This is a genomic window from Dyella choica (assembly GCF_003977665.1).
GTDB classification, from domain to species: domain Bacteria; phylum Pseudomonadota; class Gammaproteobacteria; order Xanthomonadales; family Rhodanobacteraceae; genus Dyella_B; species Dyella_B choica.
Genome location: NZ_RYYV01000021.1, coordinates 39100 through 57103 on the forward strand (window position 1 = coordinate 39100; position 18004 = coordinate 57103).

An 18004-nucleotide genomic window follows, 5' to 3' on the forward strand; every position below is an offset into this window, starting at 1 on the left:
GTCAGGCTCCTTGATTGAAGAATGCATCGGCGACCACCGTCAGGCCCAGCCACAACAACGCAAACAGCGCCAGTTCCAGCACACCGGCAGGTCCGAACAGCTTGAACCACGTCCAACGCTGGAACAGCCCGCGCAAAACATGCGCGCTGACGCCGGCAATCACCGCCCATACCAGGGCCGCGGGCAGGTACACGCCGAACAGATGCAATTCCTCAAGCATCGTGGCCGAATCTCCCAGGCAAGGCGGCGGGAAACAAGTTGCAGCGCATGCCGACCAGGGCGAGCAAAGCTGGATGTGTCGGCGGCGATTGCCCTTCCATGCAGATGGCTGCCATCGCCGCGTCGATATGCATCAGCAGGGAAACCGGCGCCGGCAGCATCACGCCTTTGCGGCCACGCAGTTGGAACAAGCAAGAAATGCCTTCCAGTACCTTGCGCAGCGTGGCTTGCACCGGCGCTGAAAGTGTCGGCAGCGCACTGCGAATGGCAATCACGTTGCGGCCGAGGCGCAGATCCGCCAGGCCATCAGCCGCATGCAGCGCGTCATCGCCTTCGGCCACCGCCATGCGCGCGGCGACCTGGCCAAGACGGTCGACCGCCCTGCCCGTCCAGTGCGCGGCACGGAAGCGGCTTGCCGGGGCAGCCATCTGGCTGATCTCGATCCAGTTGTCGCGTAGCATGCGCCGCGCCGTCCAGCGTACATTGACCGAGCGGAACAGCTTGGCTACCGCGATGGTGGCGATGATGCCGCCCACTTGCGCCATGCCCACATTGATGAAGGTGGCAAAGTCGGCCGCAAAGCGATCCAGAAAACCCAGCGCGACGATCAGGCACGAAAACATCGGCAAGGCGCGCGCCGAAAGCGAGGGGCTGGCCTGGATGTAACCAATCGCCAGCAGGGCCGGCGCCAGGGTAACGATCAGCATCAGGTAGCCATCGACGCGTGGCAACACGGCAAAGAGATAGAACGCCGCGAGCGGAAAGGTCAGCAGCGTTGCCCCAAGGTAGCGGCCAAGCACGGGAGCCGGATCGTCCTGCGTGGCGAACGAGCAGGTGATCAAGGCTGCGAACGCTGCGGTGGCCGAACCGCTTGGCCAAGCAAGCAGGATCCACACCGCGCAGTACAATATGATCGCCGTCGCCGTCGCCAAACCCGCCAGCACGGCCAGGCCGTGATCGCGCGCCAGCGGAAAGGATTTTTCGCGCTGGGGCTTATCACGCTTCGAATCGGCTCGCACGGGTTCGCTGCCCATCTGTTGCGCAAGCCGGCCACTCTCGACATGGGCTTCAATGAATTCGGCCGAGCGAACGCACAGACTGGCAATCAGCAAGTCGCGCCACGCCGGCGGCTCGCAACGCTGCCCAGCCAGTTCGCGGCAACGGGCAGCCAGTTCGCGGCCGTTTGCATGCTGCATCTGCGCAGGATTCGCCAACCACGCACGAATGTCGTCGACCAGTCGCGCCAACGAGGGCTCCAACGGCGCCAGTCCGCTGAGCGTGTCCAGCCTGTTCGCCGCAGCCGAAGCCAACGGCAGAATGGTGGCCAATTGCTTCTGCAGGTCCAGCACCAGCTTGCGGCTGGCACCCGGCGGACGCTGGTCGAAGGGCAGATGGATAGCCATCATGCCGAGCTCGGCAATGTCCGCCGCTAGCTTGCGCCGATGCTCGTTTTCCAACGGGGTGTGACGTCGCCCTAGCGCATCGCGCGTCCAACGAGCGGCATCGGCCAGAAATCCCAACGCACGGCCATGGATCATCGGCGTCACGCTCCAAGGCTGCAGCAAGCCGTGCACCAGGCTGACGCTGACGATCGCTACGGTCATTTCCTCGACGCGGGAGATCGTGGTGGTGAAGACGTCAGCCGGATCGTCGAGATACGGAAAGCTGATGACGGCGGAACTGAATGCCGCCATCTGGAACAGGAAGGCGCGCGGCGTGCGGTCAAGCACGGCCAGATAGATGCACAACCCCGTCCAGGCCGCCATGCAAATCACCAGCAGCTCCGGCGCATGCTGCAGATTGGGCACCACCAGAATGGAGACGGTCGCCCCCGTCAGGATGCCTCCCAGCCGGTAGAGGATCTTCGGCCGGAACGCCCCTGCCATCGGCTGGGCCGTCACGTAAACCGTCAGCAGCGCCCACCAGGGGCGCGGCAAGCTGGCCTCGAACGCGATGCCGAGCGTAATGGCCGCAGCGATGAAACTGCTCAACGAAAACAGCAGTTTCTTGGGATCGAGCAGTAACAGCGAGCGCGGCAAAGACGCCGCCCGGGTGATGGCGGACATGCACAATTCAGGGGTTGGTTCGCGGGGTAAGGCCGAAGGCGAGCGCAGCGGCTGGAGCCGCCCGGCCGGCGGGCGGCGGTATTGTGCCTGAGAAGTCCCGCGCCGCTCAGCTCAAAATATTGCTGGCTGCCAGCAATAAAAATGCATGAAAACGCCGGCCGGCAAGCCGTGCGCGATCCGGGGCATTCAGCAAATGCCAGAAAAATATTAGAATTGATCAGTCGTTGAAATAGAAAAATTTGCTAGATGGACATCAGCGCCGCCCGTACCTTCCTGGAAATCGTCAAGACCGGCAGTTTTGTCAGCGCTGCGTCCAACCTCAATCTTACCCAGACCGCCGTGAGCGCACGCATCCGCGTACTGGAAGAACAGCTCGACCGTCCCCTGTTCGTCCGCAACAAGGCCGGCGCCCGCCTGACCCCCGCCGGTGAGCAATTTCAGCGCTTCGCCGCCACCATGGTCCAGGCCTGGGAACACGCGCGTCAATCGGTGGCCCTGCCGCCGGGACGCGAGATGGTGGTGACGGTGGGAGCCGAACTCAGCCTGTGGGATCCCTTGCTGCGTGACTGGCTGCTATGGGTACGCAATGCCTGTCCCGAGTTTGCCGTAAACGCGCTGATCGACGATGCCGAACGCCTGGTGGAGCGCGTACAGGAAGGCCTGCTGGATGTCGCCATCGTGTACGCCGCTCCACAACGACCGGGCGTGATCGCGGAACTGCTGTTCGAAGAAAAGCTGGTCATGGTCAGCGCCATGCCGGCGGATCGCAAGCACCCGTTGCGCGCGGAAGATCACGTGCACATCGACTGGGGCGATGCGTTCGCCGCCAGTTACCAGGCCGCCTTCCCGGAGCAGCCGAACCCGGTCGTGTCGGTCAGTCATGGACCGCTGGCGCTCGAATATATTCTCACTCGGGGCGGCAGCGGTTATTTCCGCAAAGGCTTCGTACGCCCGTATCTCGACGACGGACGTCTGGCACTCGTGCCTGGCACTCCTGAATTTTCCTATTCAGCCCATGCGGTGCACTCTGCCAAGGCCGACAAAGGCGTGATGGAGCGCATTCGCGTTGGCCTGCGGACAGTGGCGCCGAAGATCGCGTAGGCTGGGATGGCAATCCCAGCATGGCGTGTGCTGCAGCATGGCAATGCTGGGTTTCACAACCCAGCCTACGATTGTGATTCCAGCGTACGCGGCAAAAATCCAGTCACTTTCTGCCGGAGCAACTGGACGAGTATTGGATCCATGAAATCATATTCATCGGGAATATCCAGGCAAATGACGCGCTTGCCATTCAAATAGCGCTTGAATTTCTTGGCGAGCTTGTTGCGATGGGCCTTTTCCATCACGAAGATCATGTCCGACCAGGCGAGCAGTTCAGGGGAAACCGGCGTGTTGGCGTCGTTGCCCAAGCCAGCCGATTGCGACTCCATACCCGGCCAATCCGCAAAGACCTGCTCGGCCGTCGGGCTGCGAAGGCGGTTTTGTGAGCAGACAAAAAGGACGTGACGAAGCAAGGATGACCTCATGCATGACTTGGCGGCGTGGAAAGAGCACGATGCTGCCGCAATAATTCCTGTCCCTGAAACTTACCTTCCGGGATCAGCGTCCGGCTGCGTTCGATAAAGCCATTTCGCTGCAGAACCCGAATGGAAGCGGCATTGGTTGCAAGACAGGCACTCAGCATCGCCTTGAGCTTCAGCTCGGTCGCGGCGTAATCCAGCGCCAGCGCCACGGCCCGGGATGCGATACCTCGGCCTTGATGCGCAACAGCCACCCAATAATCGAGATGGGCCCGCCGTGTCTCATGGTCGATGTCATTGATGCCAATGACACCGCGAAACGCACTGTCCTCGACCATAGCGAAGACCGCGGCATGCCCAGCTGAAATACGGTTTGTCATCCTGCTGTACCAGCTGATTGCGCCATCCTCCGGATAGGGAGTTGGCACCGTGCTCGTCGCTCCGATAGCTGGGTCTGACGCGTAGACCTGGACGTCGGCCAAGTGATGTTCGGCGATCGGCGTAAGAAGGAGCATAAGCAAAGCCATCCGTGGGTTCAGAAAAACAGCCTCGCTGGCCGGAATGTCCATCCTGGCCAACTTAGCATGGCAACGATTTTCATCCCTGCCTGGACACCTGATCGATCATGGCACGAAGCCGTTCCTACCGATAGACTGCGTAAACAATGACCATCCTGAGGGGAGGATGACCATGAATTGCAGGGGATGCGGGCAGGATTTCCAGGGCAATGCGGCTTATTGCCCTCGGTGCGAAGTGAAGCAGTTGGCCGAGTCGGCCAGCCCCGCACCGGCACCGGGCAAGTCGACGGCATCCGGGCCATCGCCCCAGGATTTGGGCCCGCTCCATTACGCGCCGAATCGTTACTCCCAACGCAAATCCGGTGTCGACAACGGTGGAACGGCACGGTTCCTCGCCTGGTTCAGTGCGATGTTCCTGATCAACCTGGCACTGTCCAAATTCAGCTTCGGCAAGTTCGATATTTCCATGGGTATCGGGTACGCCCTCGGCGTAGCGATATTGGCGCTCATCATTGCCGGCGTGCGGCGCATTTTCACGCCCAACGCCTTTGGCAAGGCGTATCTGATCAGCTTGGCCGCGATGACCGTCCTCGACTTGAGCGGCGCATTGATGCAAAACGTGGAAGTGGCCGAATCGCGCAAGCAAGCTTTTCAGCATCTGGCGGACGTCGCCAGCGGCACTGCCTCTACTTCCAACGCACCGTCAACCGCACCCGCCGGCCGGACCAACGTCGATCCCAATGGTGACGCCCTCACCAACACCGTCAATCAGCTGAGCGCCAACCTGAACCAGTATAACCAGCACATCACCGCGCTCAGGAACCAGAAACAGGCGCTCGATCTGGGAAGCGTACTTGCGCCCGGCAACCTTGTGAGCACGGCAGGCATACAGAACGGGCGGGACACGATCGCCACCTACGGCAGGCTGCTGGACGATTACGAATCCAGCTTCAATGACTATGAAAACAAAGTGCTGCAGATCATTGCGACGGCACCGCCGGCATCACGCGAACGCATGATCGCGGGCGCCCAGCAACGTCTCGCTCAAGCCCGGGAAGCGGTATCCGGCTTCATAAGCATTGAGCGCCAGCTGATAGCCACCATCAACGACGTCTTGGACCTGGCCCAGGCAAATGTCGGCGTTTCGCATATGCAAGGCAACGTGATCTACCTGCCCAAACCCGCATTGCTTCAATACCAGCGTGATATTGCCTCGCTACGCAGCCAGGCCGCGCAGGAACAGCAGGCCACGGAACGCCTGGCCCAGCTCCGGCGCGTGGCCATCTCCGAGCTCACCACGGCAAGCCAGAACTACGGCAATCGCTAAGCGAAGATTTCCGGGCCACGGAGAAACTTGGCTTCGCCCCACCTGCCCACCCGCCCCGGATCAAGTCCGGGGCAGGTTCTGCACACTTTCGCACACGGCGGCCGGCACCCACTTACGGTGCCTTGCCAGCCTCAAGTTTCTGCACGATCGCCAGTGATTTCTTTACGTGGTCCTGCGGATGCAGGTGATCCGCTTCGGAGGAAAGCGTGGCGATGATCTTGCCGTCGCGGCCGATGACGAAGGTGGTGCGCTCGATAAAGGCGTGGTTGATCGCGGCGCCGCGTACGTCGGTCAGGCCGGGCTGTGCGGCTTCGGTCTTGAGCTCGTAGGAGGCCGCGATCTTGCCGCCGGCGTCGGAGGCGACCGGGAACTTGCCGGCGCAGTATTTCGGATCGGAGGAAAAGCTGTTGAGGCGATCGATGCTATCGGCCGATACGCCGATGATGGTGGCGCCGGCTTCATCGAACTTGGATTTGTCGGTGGCAAAGGTGTGCGCTTCGATATCGCAACCGCCGGTATAGGCCGAGGGGTAGAAGTACACCACCACCGGTCCTTTCTTGAGCGCGTCCTTCAGGGAGAAGCTGAAGTCCTTGCCGGCCAGGCTGGCCTGTGCGGTGAAATCGGGTGCGACGGCGCCTGGGGCGAGCGCGGCAGAAACGGGCATGGCAATCATCAAGCTGGCCATCGCGCTGGCTGCGATGGATGCGGCAAGGAGCTTTTTCATTTCTGCCTTCCTCTCTTAGGGAAACCCGGGGATGGGTTGTATGGCGCGCAGGCATCCTACTCCACCGGGAAGTTGCCCGTCGTGCCAGCTGGGATGTAAACGCCCACCGTCACGCCTCAACGTGTTCGCCCGCATGGACGGTGGCCGTGGAATCCGCGCCGATGGTCACGCACTGGTCGGCGATCGCCGCCACGCTGCTGCGATGCGAAACCACCAGCAAGATCGTGCGCGGCAAGCGGCGCTTCAACGCGGACAGCACGGCGATTTCGCCAGCCACGTCCAACGCCCCGGTAGCCTCGTCCAACAGAGCAAGCAGGGGTTGCCGAAGAATGACCTGCGCCAGCAACAGCCGCTGCAGCTCACCACCGGAAAGCCGGCTGGATGAGCTGCTCAAGGCCGTATCCAGCCCGTGTTGCGAATCGGCCAGACGCTGGTCGAGGCCGACATCCGCCAGCGCGCGCTGCAGTCTTTCGTCGTCAGCATCCGGCGCGGCCCATAGCAGGCATTCACGTACCGAATGCTGCCAAGGCCGCACGCTTTGACTGATGTAGGCGCCATTGCGCACGAGTTCGCAATAGTCGTCGAAACCGATGGCGCGTTGACCTAGCCGCGCGCTGAATGCGCCTGGCTGCATCATGCCCGCCAGCACATCGACCAGGCTGGTCTTGCCGATACCGGAATTCCCGCAAAACAGCGTCAGCGTGCCTGCTGCCAGGGACAGGTTCCGAATGCCGACGGCGGCCAACGGCGCTGCCAACTGCATGTGTTCGATATGCAATGTGCCGGTGAGCTGTGCGCCGTGCAGCGGTGGCTTTGCCGGCCACGCCGGATGCAGCTGCATATAGCGTTGCCACAATTCGAAGGCCGGCGCCGCCGAATGCAACTGCTGCAGGCTTTGCCGCGTCGATAACAGATAAGGCAGCAAACGCCCCAGCAGCAGGCCTATCGCGATGAGCGATGCCTGGTCGACGCCCGGCAAACGATAGGCAAGCACGAACATGGCGGCGATACCGGCGGCCGCCAGCAGTTCCAGCGTCAACCTTCCGGAGGCAATCACGTCCAGCTGATGGCGATAGCCTTCACCCAATTTCGCCGAAATTTCGCCATAGCTCGCCTTTTCCGCATCCTCTCGCTCGAACGAACGGACGTGGCGCAATCGTCGGGGAAAATCTTCCGTGTGCCAGAACAACCGCGTCAGATCGGCCACATACTGGCGACTGATCCTGGCCTGCTTGCGGCCATTGATACGCGATGCCGTCAAGGCCAGCACACCGAGCAACGGTGCGCCCAGTGCCAGGGGCGGCGATATCCACAGCGCCAGGCCAAGGCTGACGGCCGCGGTCATGCCGGCTACCAGCAGTTGCAGCCATGCGCTGAACCCCTGGGTGACTATTTCGACGTTGTAGGTGAGCACCTGCGCGATTTCCGCAGAGCTGGCGTCGGCCAGTGACGACAACGACGCGTCGATCAGGCGCGCATGCACGGCCTTGCGTAAATTCGTGCCGTAGCGGCTGGCCAGGTGGGCAGCCAGGCGCGCGGCTTGCCAGCGCAACAGAGCGAAGACTGCGGTGACGGCCGCGAACAGGATGGCATGGGTTTCTACGCCACCCTGCATGTCGATCGCCTTACCGCCCAGTATCAGCGGGTGGTCGGGCTGGACCAGGGGTATGAGCAGGACGGCGGCGGCGCTGCCGGCTAGCGCACTGGCCAAGGACAGCAGCACATAGGCGATCATTTCGGCCAGGTCGATACCCTTGAGCGTAGCGAAAAAAGCGCTCGCTGGTATGCGCGCACGCTGTGCGGACCGAGTCACGGCCTCACCCGCTTCCATCCCTGCTGCCTGCAGGGAAACGGACCTGGTCGCGACAGGACTTCGAGCATCATCATTATCCTGACGGCCGATCGAGCAGTGCATGCAGGGCCTCAACGGCCGCCCGCGGATGCGCTCCGCGCCGCAATTCATGCACTCCCATCCGCACCAGCTTTTGCTGAAAGTGCAACCAGCCAGCTTGCCCTGACGCATACGGCTGATCTGCACGCAAGCGCGCAGCGATCTCGTCCTTCGGGATGGGCCGCAACAACGCGCCGGAGTTCTCCGCCACCTCGGCCGATGCAAACACCGCCCCCACCAACTTCAGCGGCTCCGCAGCGAGGCGTCCATCGCCCAAGCGCAGATCCGCTTCGAACTTCTCCACCCCACTGCGTCGTCGAATGACAGCAGAGCCGCCGATCCAACTTCGCGCCGCCTCGCTGTCGAGCAGAGGCAAGCCATCGGCTTTCACATGCAGGTAATTGGCGATGCCGGTCGCCAGCATGCTTTCCGGCTGCACGAACACGGCGTCCTCGGCAAGAAAGTCCAGTCCTTGCAACAAGCCATGCAAGGTCAGGGTCGATTTACCCGCGCCGCTGTCGCCCAGCAATAGAATGCCGCGCCCTTCCCTGCCCACACAGGCACCATGCAAGGGCACCAGGCCCTGGCAGCGTGTTGCCAGCACGTATACGGCAAACTCGATCAGCTCGTAGCGCAGGTGGTAGGAGAACTCGAGCATGTCTTCAGAAACCACGATCAGCGCCTGCCGCTGTGCTGGCGATATCACCACGTAGTTGGCTGAGTTGATCACGCCTAGCAGCAATCCCAGCCCCGATTGCAGCTGCACCGGCGGCGGTTCGCCCGCGTTCGGCAAGTTCCGCTCCGGCACCAGCCGCAGTTCAACCCGCAGTTCCGGCGCGATGCCGGGAAAGCAGTGTGGGGGCAGTTCGCCAAACGCGGCGACGACCAGGTCCAGCAAGGCCTGGCTATCGCTCTCGAACAGGAAGCTCCCACCCAGCAGTTGCTGGTGTACGGACAGATGGCGCGGGTAACGCTCGCTGAAGGGATCTGCGCAAAGGTCGCGTGCGACGGGCTGGGGATGGGAGGCCATGCGGTATCGGACGAAGCCATTGCAGCCAATGGGGTCCGCAGTGGGTGCGGCTTGAACGGCAAATGGTTGCATTCGGGCCGGCGCAACCGAATGCCTGGCATGGCGCACTCACGGTCACGCAGCACAAGCAGGCTGCGGCGTTCCCCATGGCCAGATAAGGCGCCAAAGCGATGCTAAAGATTCAGGTCGGCCACTCGTATTTCCTGCGGTACGACCGGAAACAATGGGAACGTGGCAAGCCCTATCCTCCGCTTGCGACGATCCAGGTTGCCGCCTTGCTGCGGCAGATGGGGCATGCGATCAGCCTGTTCGACGCCATGCTGGCCGAAGGCGTGGAAGATTACGCCGCATCGTTGCAAGCCGCGGCCCCCGACGTGGTGGTGTTCTACGAAGACAACTTCAATTACCTCACCAAGATGTGCCTTGGCGTAATGCGCGAAGCGGCCTGCAGCATGATCGGTGAAGCGCGGGCGCGCGGCGTGCGCATCATCGTCGCCGGCTCTGACGCCTCCGATCAGCCAGAAGCGTTTCTGGCCGCCGGCGCGCATGCTGTACTGATCGGCGAAGGCATCGCCGCCCTGGCCGAATTGATCAACCGCCTGGAGCGCGATCGCGGTATCGACCATGCAAGCTGGATAGCCGGAATCCCCGGCCTGGCCACCCAGGTCAGCGAAAAGACGCAGGTGACGCGCATCGGCGTGGTGCCGCCGGATCCGCGACTGACGCTGCGCCCGGCCTGGGATCTGCTCGACATCGAGCGCTATCGCGCCATGTGGCAAGAACGGCATGGCTACTTCAGCCTGAACATGGCCGCTTCGCGCGGCTGCCCGTTCCGCTGCAACTGGTGTGCCAAGCCGATCTGGGGCAACCACTACAACCAGCGCAGCGCGCAGGACATGGCGGCGGAGATGACGTACCTGAAGCAAACCTTCCAGCCCGACCATATCTGGATGGCCGACGACATCTTCGGCTTTCACGTCGACTGGGTCACCGAGTTCGCCGAGCACTTGAGCCGTTCCCGCGGCTCGGTGCCGTTCACCATTCAGACCCGCGCCGACCTGATCAGCGAACGCATGGCCGATGCGCTCAGGCAGGCCGGCTGCTCGGAAACCTGGATCGGCGCCGAAAGCGGCAGCCAACGCGTGCTGGACGCGATGAACAAGGGCACACGGGTGCCGGAACTGATCGCAGCACGCGAACGATTGGGAAGCCGCGGCATTCGCGTCGGCTTTTTCATCCAGCTGGGCTACCAGGGCGAGCAATTGAACGATCTGCTCGCTACCCGCGAACTGGTGACGCAAGCCGCGCCGGACGATATCGGCGTGAGCGTTTCCTATCCTTTGCCCGGCACCAAGTTCTACGAACAGGTGAAGGAGCAGCTCGGCAAGAAAACCCACTGGGATGACAGTGGCGACCTGGCGATGATGTTTCGCGGCGCCTACGACTCGGATTTCTATCGCCGCTTCCGCGACCTGCTGCATGAGCAGGTCACGCTGCAGCAAGCGCAACCCGACGAAACCGCTGAGCATTACAGCCAGGCCTGCACGGCGCTGGATGCTCGATGGAGTGCGCTGATCGCCAGCGAATCGGCCCATCGCACCGAGCACGCAATCTCCCCCCTAGCCACGATCCGCCATGCTGCCGCCGCTCAAAATTGTTAAGGACGGCCTGTGCCGCACCACCGAAACGCTCGCTGCGGAATTGGCGCGCCCCGGTGGCGATGCGCCCGAGTGGAACGAACTGGAATGGCGCCTGGCTTGCGCTGCTGCCGCCGCGCACGGCATTTCGCCAATGCTGTGGCGCTCGTCGCCCTGGCAAAACCTGGCCTGGCGGCGCTTTCTGGAAGACCAGTACCGGCATGTCGAGCAACGTCATCAGCGCATCACGGCCTTGCTTGGGCGTATTGATGCGGAGGCCCGCTCGGCCGGCATTGCCATGGTCGCCCTGAAGGGCTCCGCCTTGCATGCCATCGGCCTGTACGCGCCGGGCGAACGCCCCATGGCAGACATCGATTTGCTGGTGCGCGATGAAGACCTGGAGCGAACCGGCGAGCTGCTGCAATCGCTGGATTACGTGGAATCGTTCAGACAGTGGAAACATCGGGCGTTCAAGCCTGCTACCGGCGAACCGGTGCTGGGATTGGGTGAGCACCGCGATACGCCGATCAATATCGAACTGCATACGCGCATTCAGGAGCGGCTGCCGATTTCCACGATCGACATCACCCATCGCGTCTACCCGCGCCATCCGCAGCCGGGCTTGAATCCCTATCCTTCCATCGGCGCCTTGATGAGCCATTTGCTGCTGCATGCCGCCGGCAATATCTGCGGGCGCAGCCTGCGCATGATGCATCTGAACGACATCCCGCTTTTGGCCCGGCGCATGAGCCTCAGCGATTGGGATGCGTTGTGGAATGAACCAGTGCCGGCGTGGTGGGCCTTGCCGCCTCTGCGCATGGTGGCGCGCTATTACGCCGACGCGGTTCCGCGCGTTGTGCTTGACCGCCTGGAACCGGAGTGTCCACCCTTGCTGCGCAAGATGTCACGGCAGCAGACGCTGACGCAGGTTTCCTGCTCGGCCCTATGGCTTAGCCCGCTGCCCGGCATCGAATGGTCGCGTTCGCTGGGCGAAGCCGGTCGCGTTGTATTGAATCGAATCAGGCCTAGCGAAGAAGCCCGCCAGGAACGCGTCGACATGCTGCGTACGCAACTTTGGCTGCAAGGACAACCGTGGGGCCGCCTGAAACTAGGGCGACGGATACTGACCTGGCTGACCCGGCCGGTACCGCGAATGGATATGTTGTACGTGGTGCGGGCAGCGTTGGATGAATTTATTTCGGCGGCTTGAGCGTTCGCCTGCGTAGGCTGGGATGAAATCCCGGCATTGCTATGGGCACGAAGCTGGGATTTCATCTCAGCCTACAATGAGGGACCGGCCAGAACAGATGCGCGGGCGCAATGCAAGCGCTGATACAAGGCCTCAAACATTCGCGCCGTGCAATCGGCATCCTCCAGCAAGGCTTTGCGCTGCGCCCTTGCCGCCAGTTGCAGTCGCAGTGCTTCGTCATCCAGCACACGGCGTATCGTTTCGGCCAGTTCTTCCCAATCGCCCACCGGCACCGCCAGGGCCGCCAAGGGCGACCACTCTGCGATATGCCCCACTGCCGTCCCTACCGTCGGCACTCCTGCGACGGCCGCTTCCAGCAGGACCAGCGGCCCGGCTTCATGCAGGGACGACATCACCAGCAGGTCCGCCGCTTCCATGATCGGACGCAGTTCACGCTGGGTTTTGAAGCCGAGAAAACGCACCTGGCGCTGCAGGCCCAGCTCACGTGCCTGTGCCTCCAGCTCGCCGCGCAGGGTGTCGACACCAACGATGTTCAGTTGGAATTCCAACCCCTCTTTGGCCAGCACAGCCAGCGCACGCAGCAAGGTCGACTGATCCTTCACCCGGTTGAGGCTGGCCACATGAACCAGGTGCGCGCGCTCGGCGCTGCGCCTGCGAGGCGTGAGTGGAGGCCACTTCTGCAGGTCGACACCCAGCGGTACGCGTACCGGATCCAGGCCCAGGGCACGAAGTGAATCGATGATGGGCATGCTGGCAGCGGTAACCATGTCGGTGCTGCGCAATACCAGCGCTTCGCGCAAGCGCCCTTGCCATTTGCGCCGCCCCCCATAGCCGATCTCATGCATGGCAACGAGTTCGCCGCCGGCGATATGCACCAGACTTGGAAGACGCAAACCTTTGGCCGCAGCGACCGCGACCAGGCTGCAAGAGCCGGAAAAAATCGCGTGAATGAGATCGAACGGGGCACGCCGGTGCTCGGCATTGATCGCCGCGATGGCACGCAGGCGTGTCCAGCCTTCGCCGATATTGTGGACATGCGCACCGAGTAGCTCCCAGTGTGCCGCCGTCACCTCCTGATGCAACACGAAGACGTGCACTTCGTGCCGGCGCGCCATACGCTCGATCAAGGCCAGAAAGGCGGGGATCACGCGGCGTTCGCCGCTTCGGTCCACACCACCGGGAAGGACCAGGGCGAGCTTCATCGCGTATTCCTGGCCAGCACTTGCGCATAAGCTGCGGCCCATTGGCGGCCCAGCGCCGTAAACGAAAGCTTTTGCTCGAAATGCGCGCGCACCTGCGCCGGCGTGGGTCTGTTGCAGGCTGCACGCAGCAGCGCGTCGGCCAGGCTCGCGGCATCGCCGCAAGGCCACAATTCGCCGATGCGCCCGCCATCCGTCAAGGCACGGAACGACGGGATATCGGTAACCACCGGGCACGCTCCGCAAGCCATGGCTTCCAGCAAGGCGTAGCCACAGCTTTCGGCACGGCTGCCGGAAACGAACAGATCAGCCGATTGCATCAGCCGCTCGATGTTCGCATGGGGAACCTTGCCGAGCAGATGGACGCGCCCGGCCAGTCTTGCATCTCGCGCGATGCGCTGTTGCACCTGAGCGAGCAACGGCGCGCTGCCGAAGGCGCACCACAACTGCAGATCTGGCAGTTGCGATGCGGCCTGGGCAACGCCGCCCAGTACGGTCAAGGGATCCTTGCCGGCACTCAGATGCCCTACCCACACGACGCACGGATCACCGTAAAGGCCGCTCTCTGACCGCGCCTGCGCACGATCGCCCGGCACGAAGCGGCAGCTCGACTCGGGTATCGCGAACAGCTGCGTCTCGGATCCGAACACGCCGGCTGCCGTGAAGGGTTTCGCCAATTCGAGCGACGTAAAGGCTACGCCCGCCGCGCCGGCGTACCAGGCTCGCCACTGTGATCGGCGCCACCAGCGTGGCGGCCGGTCGGCATGGTCCTGGAACAGCACCGGCAAGCGCGGCAGGTAATGCGAAATGGCAATGGCCTGTTCGCCGAAGCCCAGGCCATGCACGTGCAGGACGTTTGCCTTGATTTGGTCGAGCAAATCCGCGAAGTGATAACCCCGATCGAGCAAAGTCCTGGCGCGGCCGACCGGCATGAAGTGATACTCGATACCGTTGCGCGCCAGCCGCTCCTTGTGCGCTGCGGCCTGGATCACCGAGACCTTGATGCCGGAGCTGGCGGCCGCTTCGGGAATGTCGACCACCGAAGGCCAGAGCTCGAAGACCTGCGTTGGGGTGAGCCCCTTGGGTGCCGGAAAGAAATTGATCTGGGCCACGTGCACGGGTCTACAGCCCCGTCACCTGCGGCATGCGCAGCTGCACCAGCCGATTGGCCAGGTTCAACTCCCACGGCCGGTCATAGCGACGGAAGCGATAGCGCCAGGTCGCCATCGCGCTCAAGCTGAGCTTGGCCCATGGCGGCGAGCGCAAGTCCTGCACGGTAGGAAAGCGACAACGCAGCACGGTGACGAAGTCATGGATACGCTGACGCAACTTGTCCGTGAGCCAGGGCGCATCGGCATGGCAGTAGTAGTCCACCCAATGCTTCTGGGTCCATTCCTCCGGCGTTTGCGGAAACTGGATCGGTTCGCCATGCAGGTCGAGCAACGGTCTGCCTGGCCGCTTGGCGCGATCCTTCTCGTGTCGGGCGCTCTCAGGCAAGGGTGTGTAGATATAGATGACGATTTCCGTTTCCGGATTGACTCGCTTCAATTCGCGAATGAACTCGAAGCTGTGTTCGGTTTCCGCTTCGGTGTCCTCAGGCGGAGCGACCATGAAGGACAGCTCGGGAATGACGCCATGGCGCCGGCATAGTTCGGTCACCTGCAAGGTCTGGTCCGGCCGCGTGCCCTTGCGGATCTCCTTCAGCATCTGGCTGTTGGGCGATTCCGCGCCGATGTAAGCCATCTTCAAGCGGCTTTTTCGTACCAGCTTCCAGGTGCTTTCCGAGAGCCGCAGCAGCGAATCCGACCGGGCGAAACACCACCACGGCATTTCCAGCCTGGCCATCACTTCAAGCAGCGGGATCATGTCCTCTTCGCGATCAAAAAAGTTGTTGTCGAAGTACAGGACCGAATCGGCGCCCAGTTCGTATTTGAGATAGCGCAGGTCGCGTTCCAGCCGCTCCGCGGCCGGCAGCATGGTGATGCCGCCGAACATCGCCGCCACGCCGCAGAACGTGCAGTGGAACCGGCAGCCGATCGCCGCCTGATGCGCAGCGGTACGCCGGCCAAGAAACGTGCGGGCCAGATAGCGGCGAGGGTCGCCCAGCTTGTGGTACGGCAACACCGCGCCATGCTCGTGCATCGAAAAACGGCGGCTCGGGTTGTGCACGATGCTGTCGCCATTCCGCCATGACAGGCCGCCGATATGGGCCAGTGCAGGTACAGGCTGGCGCAAAGCGTTCAGCAACTCAGGCAGACTCTCTTCGCCCTGACCGCGAATCGCGTAGTCGACGTAAGGCGCCGCCAGCGCGGTGTTGGTGTGCAAGGTGGGGAAGTAGCCGCCCCAGATGATCGGCACCCGCGGAAAGCGCTCGCGGATCGCTTTGGACACATCGATCGCCGGCGCGATTTGCGGGCCGCCCATGACGCTGACGCCCACGGCATCGAATTGGCCGTCCTCCATCTTGCGCAGCGTCGCGGCAATCAGGTCGCGATCGACGTTGCCGTCGAGGATTTCGCTGCTGCCCTGCTTGTCCAGCGCGGCGGACAGGTGCAGCAGGGAAAGTGGAAAGCGCGCACTGGCGGAGCGCGTTGTGATGGTGGGGTTGATCAGTAGTGTATGGGGAGATTTGGACATGCCGAAAGTCAATCGCTCGCTAAGTCATCCCGCATGACGGTCACGTCCGCGAAAACGGCGTGACCGGGAAAAATGGAGTTCATCGGCAAGGCGCATCGCCCCGCCGCAACCTGAACACCAACGCCACCGGCACCTCAAGCGCCGTGCGATCGAAATGGGCTTTGGGCGGAATGTCCGCCGGATCCAGCATCGGTTCCAGCACATCCTCGATCACCAATCCCTGCGCCGCACACGCCGCATGCCAGTGGCTGTATAGATGCTGCGTATGCCGCACCGCATAACGCTGCCCGCCATGCTTGAAATCACGCTGCCAGCCCAACGCCGGCCCAATTGGATGCACGTCACTGCAAAGCACGATGCCGCCGGGCTTGGTGACGCGATGCAATTCGCGCAAGGCGTCGTGCAATTGCTCCAAATGCCCGACGACCAACCCGCAAACGGTGAAGTCCGCCCAGGCATCCAGCACCGGCAACGACGTGATGCCGCCTAGCGCGAGACCGATGCCAGCGTCGAATCGGCGAGCGGTTAGTTCGGAATACGCACGCCGCAGCATCGCCGAAGAAAGATCCACGCCAATCGAGCGCGACGCGCCACGCCGCAACGCATGCAGCATGTAACGGCCGCTGCCGCAACCGACGTCGAGCACGTTCAAGCCATGCAGGTCTGCCGGCATCAGCGCGAGCATGGCGCGCTCTTCCGCCTGCATCACCGGGTTGTGCGCATGCGCCGGATAGTTCGGTGCCCACAAGGTATACGCTTCCACCGGCGACAGTTCGGGCAAACGGGTCATCATCGGTAACTCCCGCTTGCTGCCGCAAGCTCGTGCTCGACGCTGCCTGCCGCTGCAGCGCATTCAAGCCCCGGCTCCAACGCCAGCAGGGCCGGCTCTGCCAGCGCCCTGGCGAGCAGCTTCGGACTGCCATCCAGCCGTACCAACACCGTATCCACTCCGGCCGCTGCAAACCATTCGGCAAAATCCGGGTCGGCGATACGCGGCATGCCATCGCGCACCACGGCGCGAATCCGGCTGCGCTCGATACCGACCAGGCTGCGTACGGGATCGCCGCCCAGGTCTTCGACGACCACCAGGTCCGCCGCCGCACCAGGCTGCAGATGGCCGCGCGATGGCATGCGCAGGATGTGCGCCGCCTGCGTCGTCACCAGCGCGAGCAATTGCGATGGATCCAGTTCGTAGCGGTCGAGGGTGCCGGCCAATTCCTCCAGCAGGTCCCGCGCTCCGCTGAGCCGCGAATCGCTGCCCAGCGCGAGCCGGCCTGCGGCGCACAGGCGCCGCGGATCCAGCGTACGTCCCAGCAAATTCAGATTGCTGCTTGGGCACCACACCACTGCGGCGGCTTGCGCAATTACACGCTCGATGTCCCGGCTGCTCAGGCCCACACCGTGGATCAGCACGCTGTTGCTCGCCAGGCAGCCGAGCTGGTCCAGCTGTGCCAATTCAGCGCACGCCACCGCATCGGTGCCTTCGGCAAGATGGATCAGCCACGGTTGATCCGCCGGGGTAGCGGCAAAGCTTTCCAGCGGCGGCGGACCATACCCGGGCCAGCCAAGCGCATAGCTCCAGCCGTAGTCGCGCAACAGTGCGACGGGAAAATCTTCCGCGTCCAGCACCGGATGCCAGGGATCGTGATGCGCCACGCAGGTGATACCGGCTAGCAGGTTTTTCAGCGCGCCGTGCCGCAGGCGCAAGGCTTTCGGCAGCTGCAGCGCGGCCATCACCTGCGCGTCCTGGAAGTGCGCCTGGAACGCACTGATCCACGCATAGCTGTTGGGAAACGGCGCTTCGGCGTGCAACGCAGGAACGGCGTTGACGTGCAAATGGTCGTGCGCGTTGATCAAGCCAGGGAAGATCAAGTGATCGCGCAGGTCCACGCGATACGCTCCGGGCGTCGGCGTGGATTCGATGCGCCCTGCCCCGATCGACACTGAAGTTCGCGTCGCACCCACCGGCGTCACCGTGGCAGCGTGGCGCAAGTTGGTATGGGCCCGGGCCGGTAGCGCATCCATG

The 18004-nt window shown here is 62.9% G+C and carries 16 protein-coding genes; 4 read left to right on the forward strand and 12 right to left on the reverse strand.

Annotation, left to right across the window (positions count from 1 at the left end; all coding sequences use genetic code 11):
- Position 1 precedes the first annotated feature (1 nt).
- Both EKH80_RS19925 and EKH80_RS19930 read right to left on the reverse strand, forming a co-directional pair.
- Entirely contained in the window at positions 2–220 is a 219-nt protein-coding gene (locus EKH80_RS19925; protein ID WP_126686551.1) for a DUF1656 domain-containing protein, read from the reverse strand.
- Positions 213–2285, reverse strand: coding sequence for an FUSC family protein (locus EKH80_RS19930; RefSeq protein ID WP_126686552.1), 2073 nt, complete (start codon positions 2283–2285; stop codon positions 213–215). Before EKH80_RS19930 ends, EKH80_RS19925 begins: the two co-directional genes overlap by 8 nt.
- 246 nt (positions 2286–2531) lie before the next feature.
- Here EKH80_RS19930 and EKH80_RS19935 point away from each other — a divergent pair, with 246 nt between their 5' ends.
- A complete protein-coding gene (locus EKH80_RS19935; RefSeq protein ID WP_126686553.1) occupies positions 2532–3386 on the forward strand; it encodes a LysR family transcriptional regulator in 855 nt (284 codons plus the stop codon).
- A gap of 65 nt (positions 3387–3451) precedes the next feature.
- Here the strand turns inward: EKH80_RS19935 and EKH80_RS19940 are convergent, their stop codons facing one another.
- The gene (locus tag EKH80_RS19940; protein ID WP_126686554.1) at positions 3452–3799 is read right to left on the reverse strand and encodes a low molecular weight protein tyrosine phosphatase family protein; all 348 of its coding nucleotides are present in this window, start codon (positions 3797–3799) and stop codon (positions 3452–3454) included.
- A gap of 8 nt (positions 3800–3807) precedes the next feature.
- Positions 3808–4374, reverse strand: coding sequence for a GNAT family N-acetyltransferase (locus EKH80_RS19945; RefSeq protein WP_126686555.1), 567 nt, complete (start codon positions 4372–4374; stop codon positions 3808–3810).
- A gap of 121 nt (positions 4375–4495) precedes the next feature.
- On the opposite strand from EKH80_RS19945, the gene EKH80_RS19950 reads away from it, so the two are divergent.
- Complete coding sequence (locus EKH80_RS19950) at positions 4496–5650, forward strand: hypothetical protein (protein WP_126686556.1); 1155 nt, start codon at positions 4496–4498, stop codon at positions 5648–5650.
- Between the two features lie 112 nt (positions 5651–5762).
- Here EKH80_RS19950 and EKH80_RS19955 read toward each other — a convergent pair whose 3' ends face one another.
- From EKH80_RS19955 to EKH80_RS23885, 3 genes are all read right to left on the reverse strand, one after another.
- Positions 5763–6374, reverse strand: coding sequence for a peroxiredoxin (locus EKH80_RS19955; RefSeq protein WP_126686557.1), 612 nt, complete (start codon positions 6372–6374; stop codon positions 5763–5765).
- Between the two features lie 109 nt (positions 6375–6483).
- Positions 6484–8205, reverse strand: a complete 1722-nt coding sequence (locus EKH80_RS19960) for an ATP-binding cassette domain-containing protein (RefSeq protein ID WP_126686558.1) — start codon at positions 8203–8205, stop codon at positions 6484–6486.
- Between the two features lie 55 nt (positions 8206–8260).
- Entirely contained in the window at positions 8261–9295 is a 1035-nt protein-coding gene (locus tag EKH80_RS23885) for a serine kinase (protein ID WP_158628901.1), read from the reverse strand.
- Between the two features lie 170 nt (positions 9296–9465).
- Between EKH80_RS23885 and EKH80_RS19970 the strand changes: the two genes are divergently transcribed.
- Positions 9466–10956 carry a B12-binding domain-containing radical SAM protein gene (locus EKH80_RS19970; protein WP_126686559.1) on the forward strand — a complete coding sequence of 497 codons (1491 nt, stop codon included), beginning with the start codon at positions 9466–9468 and terminating at the stop codon, positions 10954–10956.
- On the forward strand, positions 10931–12142 hold the full coding sequence (locus tag EKH80_RS19975) for a nucleotidyltransferase family protein (protein ID WP_126686560.1): 1212 nt from the start codon (positions 10931–10933) through the stop codon (positions 12140–12142). Before EKH80_RS19970 ends, EKH80_RS19975 begins: the two co-directional genes overlap by 26 nt.
- Before the next feature lie 71 nt (positions 12143–12213).
- Here EKH80_RS19975 and EKH80_RS19980 read toward each other — a convergent pair whose 3' ends face one another.
- The 5 genes from EKH80_RS19980 to EKH80_RS20000 form a co-directional block, all read right to left on the reverse strand.
- Positions 12214–13344, reverse strand: a complete 1131-nt coding sequence (locus EKH80_RS19980; protein WP_126686561.1) for a glycosyltransferase family 4 protein — start codon at positions 13342–13344, stop codon at positions 12214–12216.
- Complete coding sequence (locus tag EKH80_RS19985) at positions 13341–14459, reverse strand: glycosyltransferase family 4 protein (protein ID WP_126686562.1); 1119 nt, start codon at positions 14457–14459, stop codon at positions 13341–13343. Before EKH80_RS19985 ends, EKH80_RS19980 begins: the two co-directional genes overlap by 4 nt.
- Before the next feature lie 4 nt (positions 14460–14463).
- Positions 14464–15978 carry a B12-binding domain-containing radical SAM protein gene (locus EKH80_RS19990; RefSeq protein WP_126686563.1) on the reverse strand — a complete coding sequence of 505 codons (1515 nt, stop codon included), beginning with the start codon at positions 15976–15978 and terminating at the stop codon, positions 14464–14466.
- 79 nt (positions 15979–16057) lie between these two features.
- The gene (locus EKH80_RS19995) at positions 16058–16768 is read right to left on the reverse strand and encodes a class I SAM-dependent methyltransferase (RefSeq protein WP_126686584.1); all 711 of its coding nucleotides are present in this window, start codon (positions 16766–16768) and stop codon (positions 16058–16060) included.
- Positions 16768–18003, reverse strand: coding sequence for an amidohydrolase family protein (locus EKH80_RS20000; protein ID WP_126686564.1), 1236 nt, complete (start codon positions 18001–18003; stop codon positions 16768–16770). Before EKH80_RS20000 ends, EKH80_RS19995 begins: the two co-directional genes overlap by 1 nt.
- Position 18004: the final 1 nt, after the last annotated feature.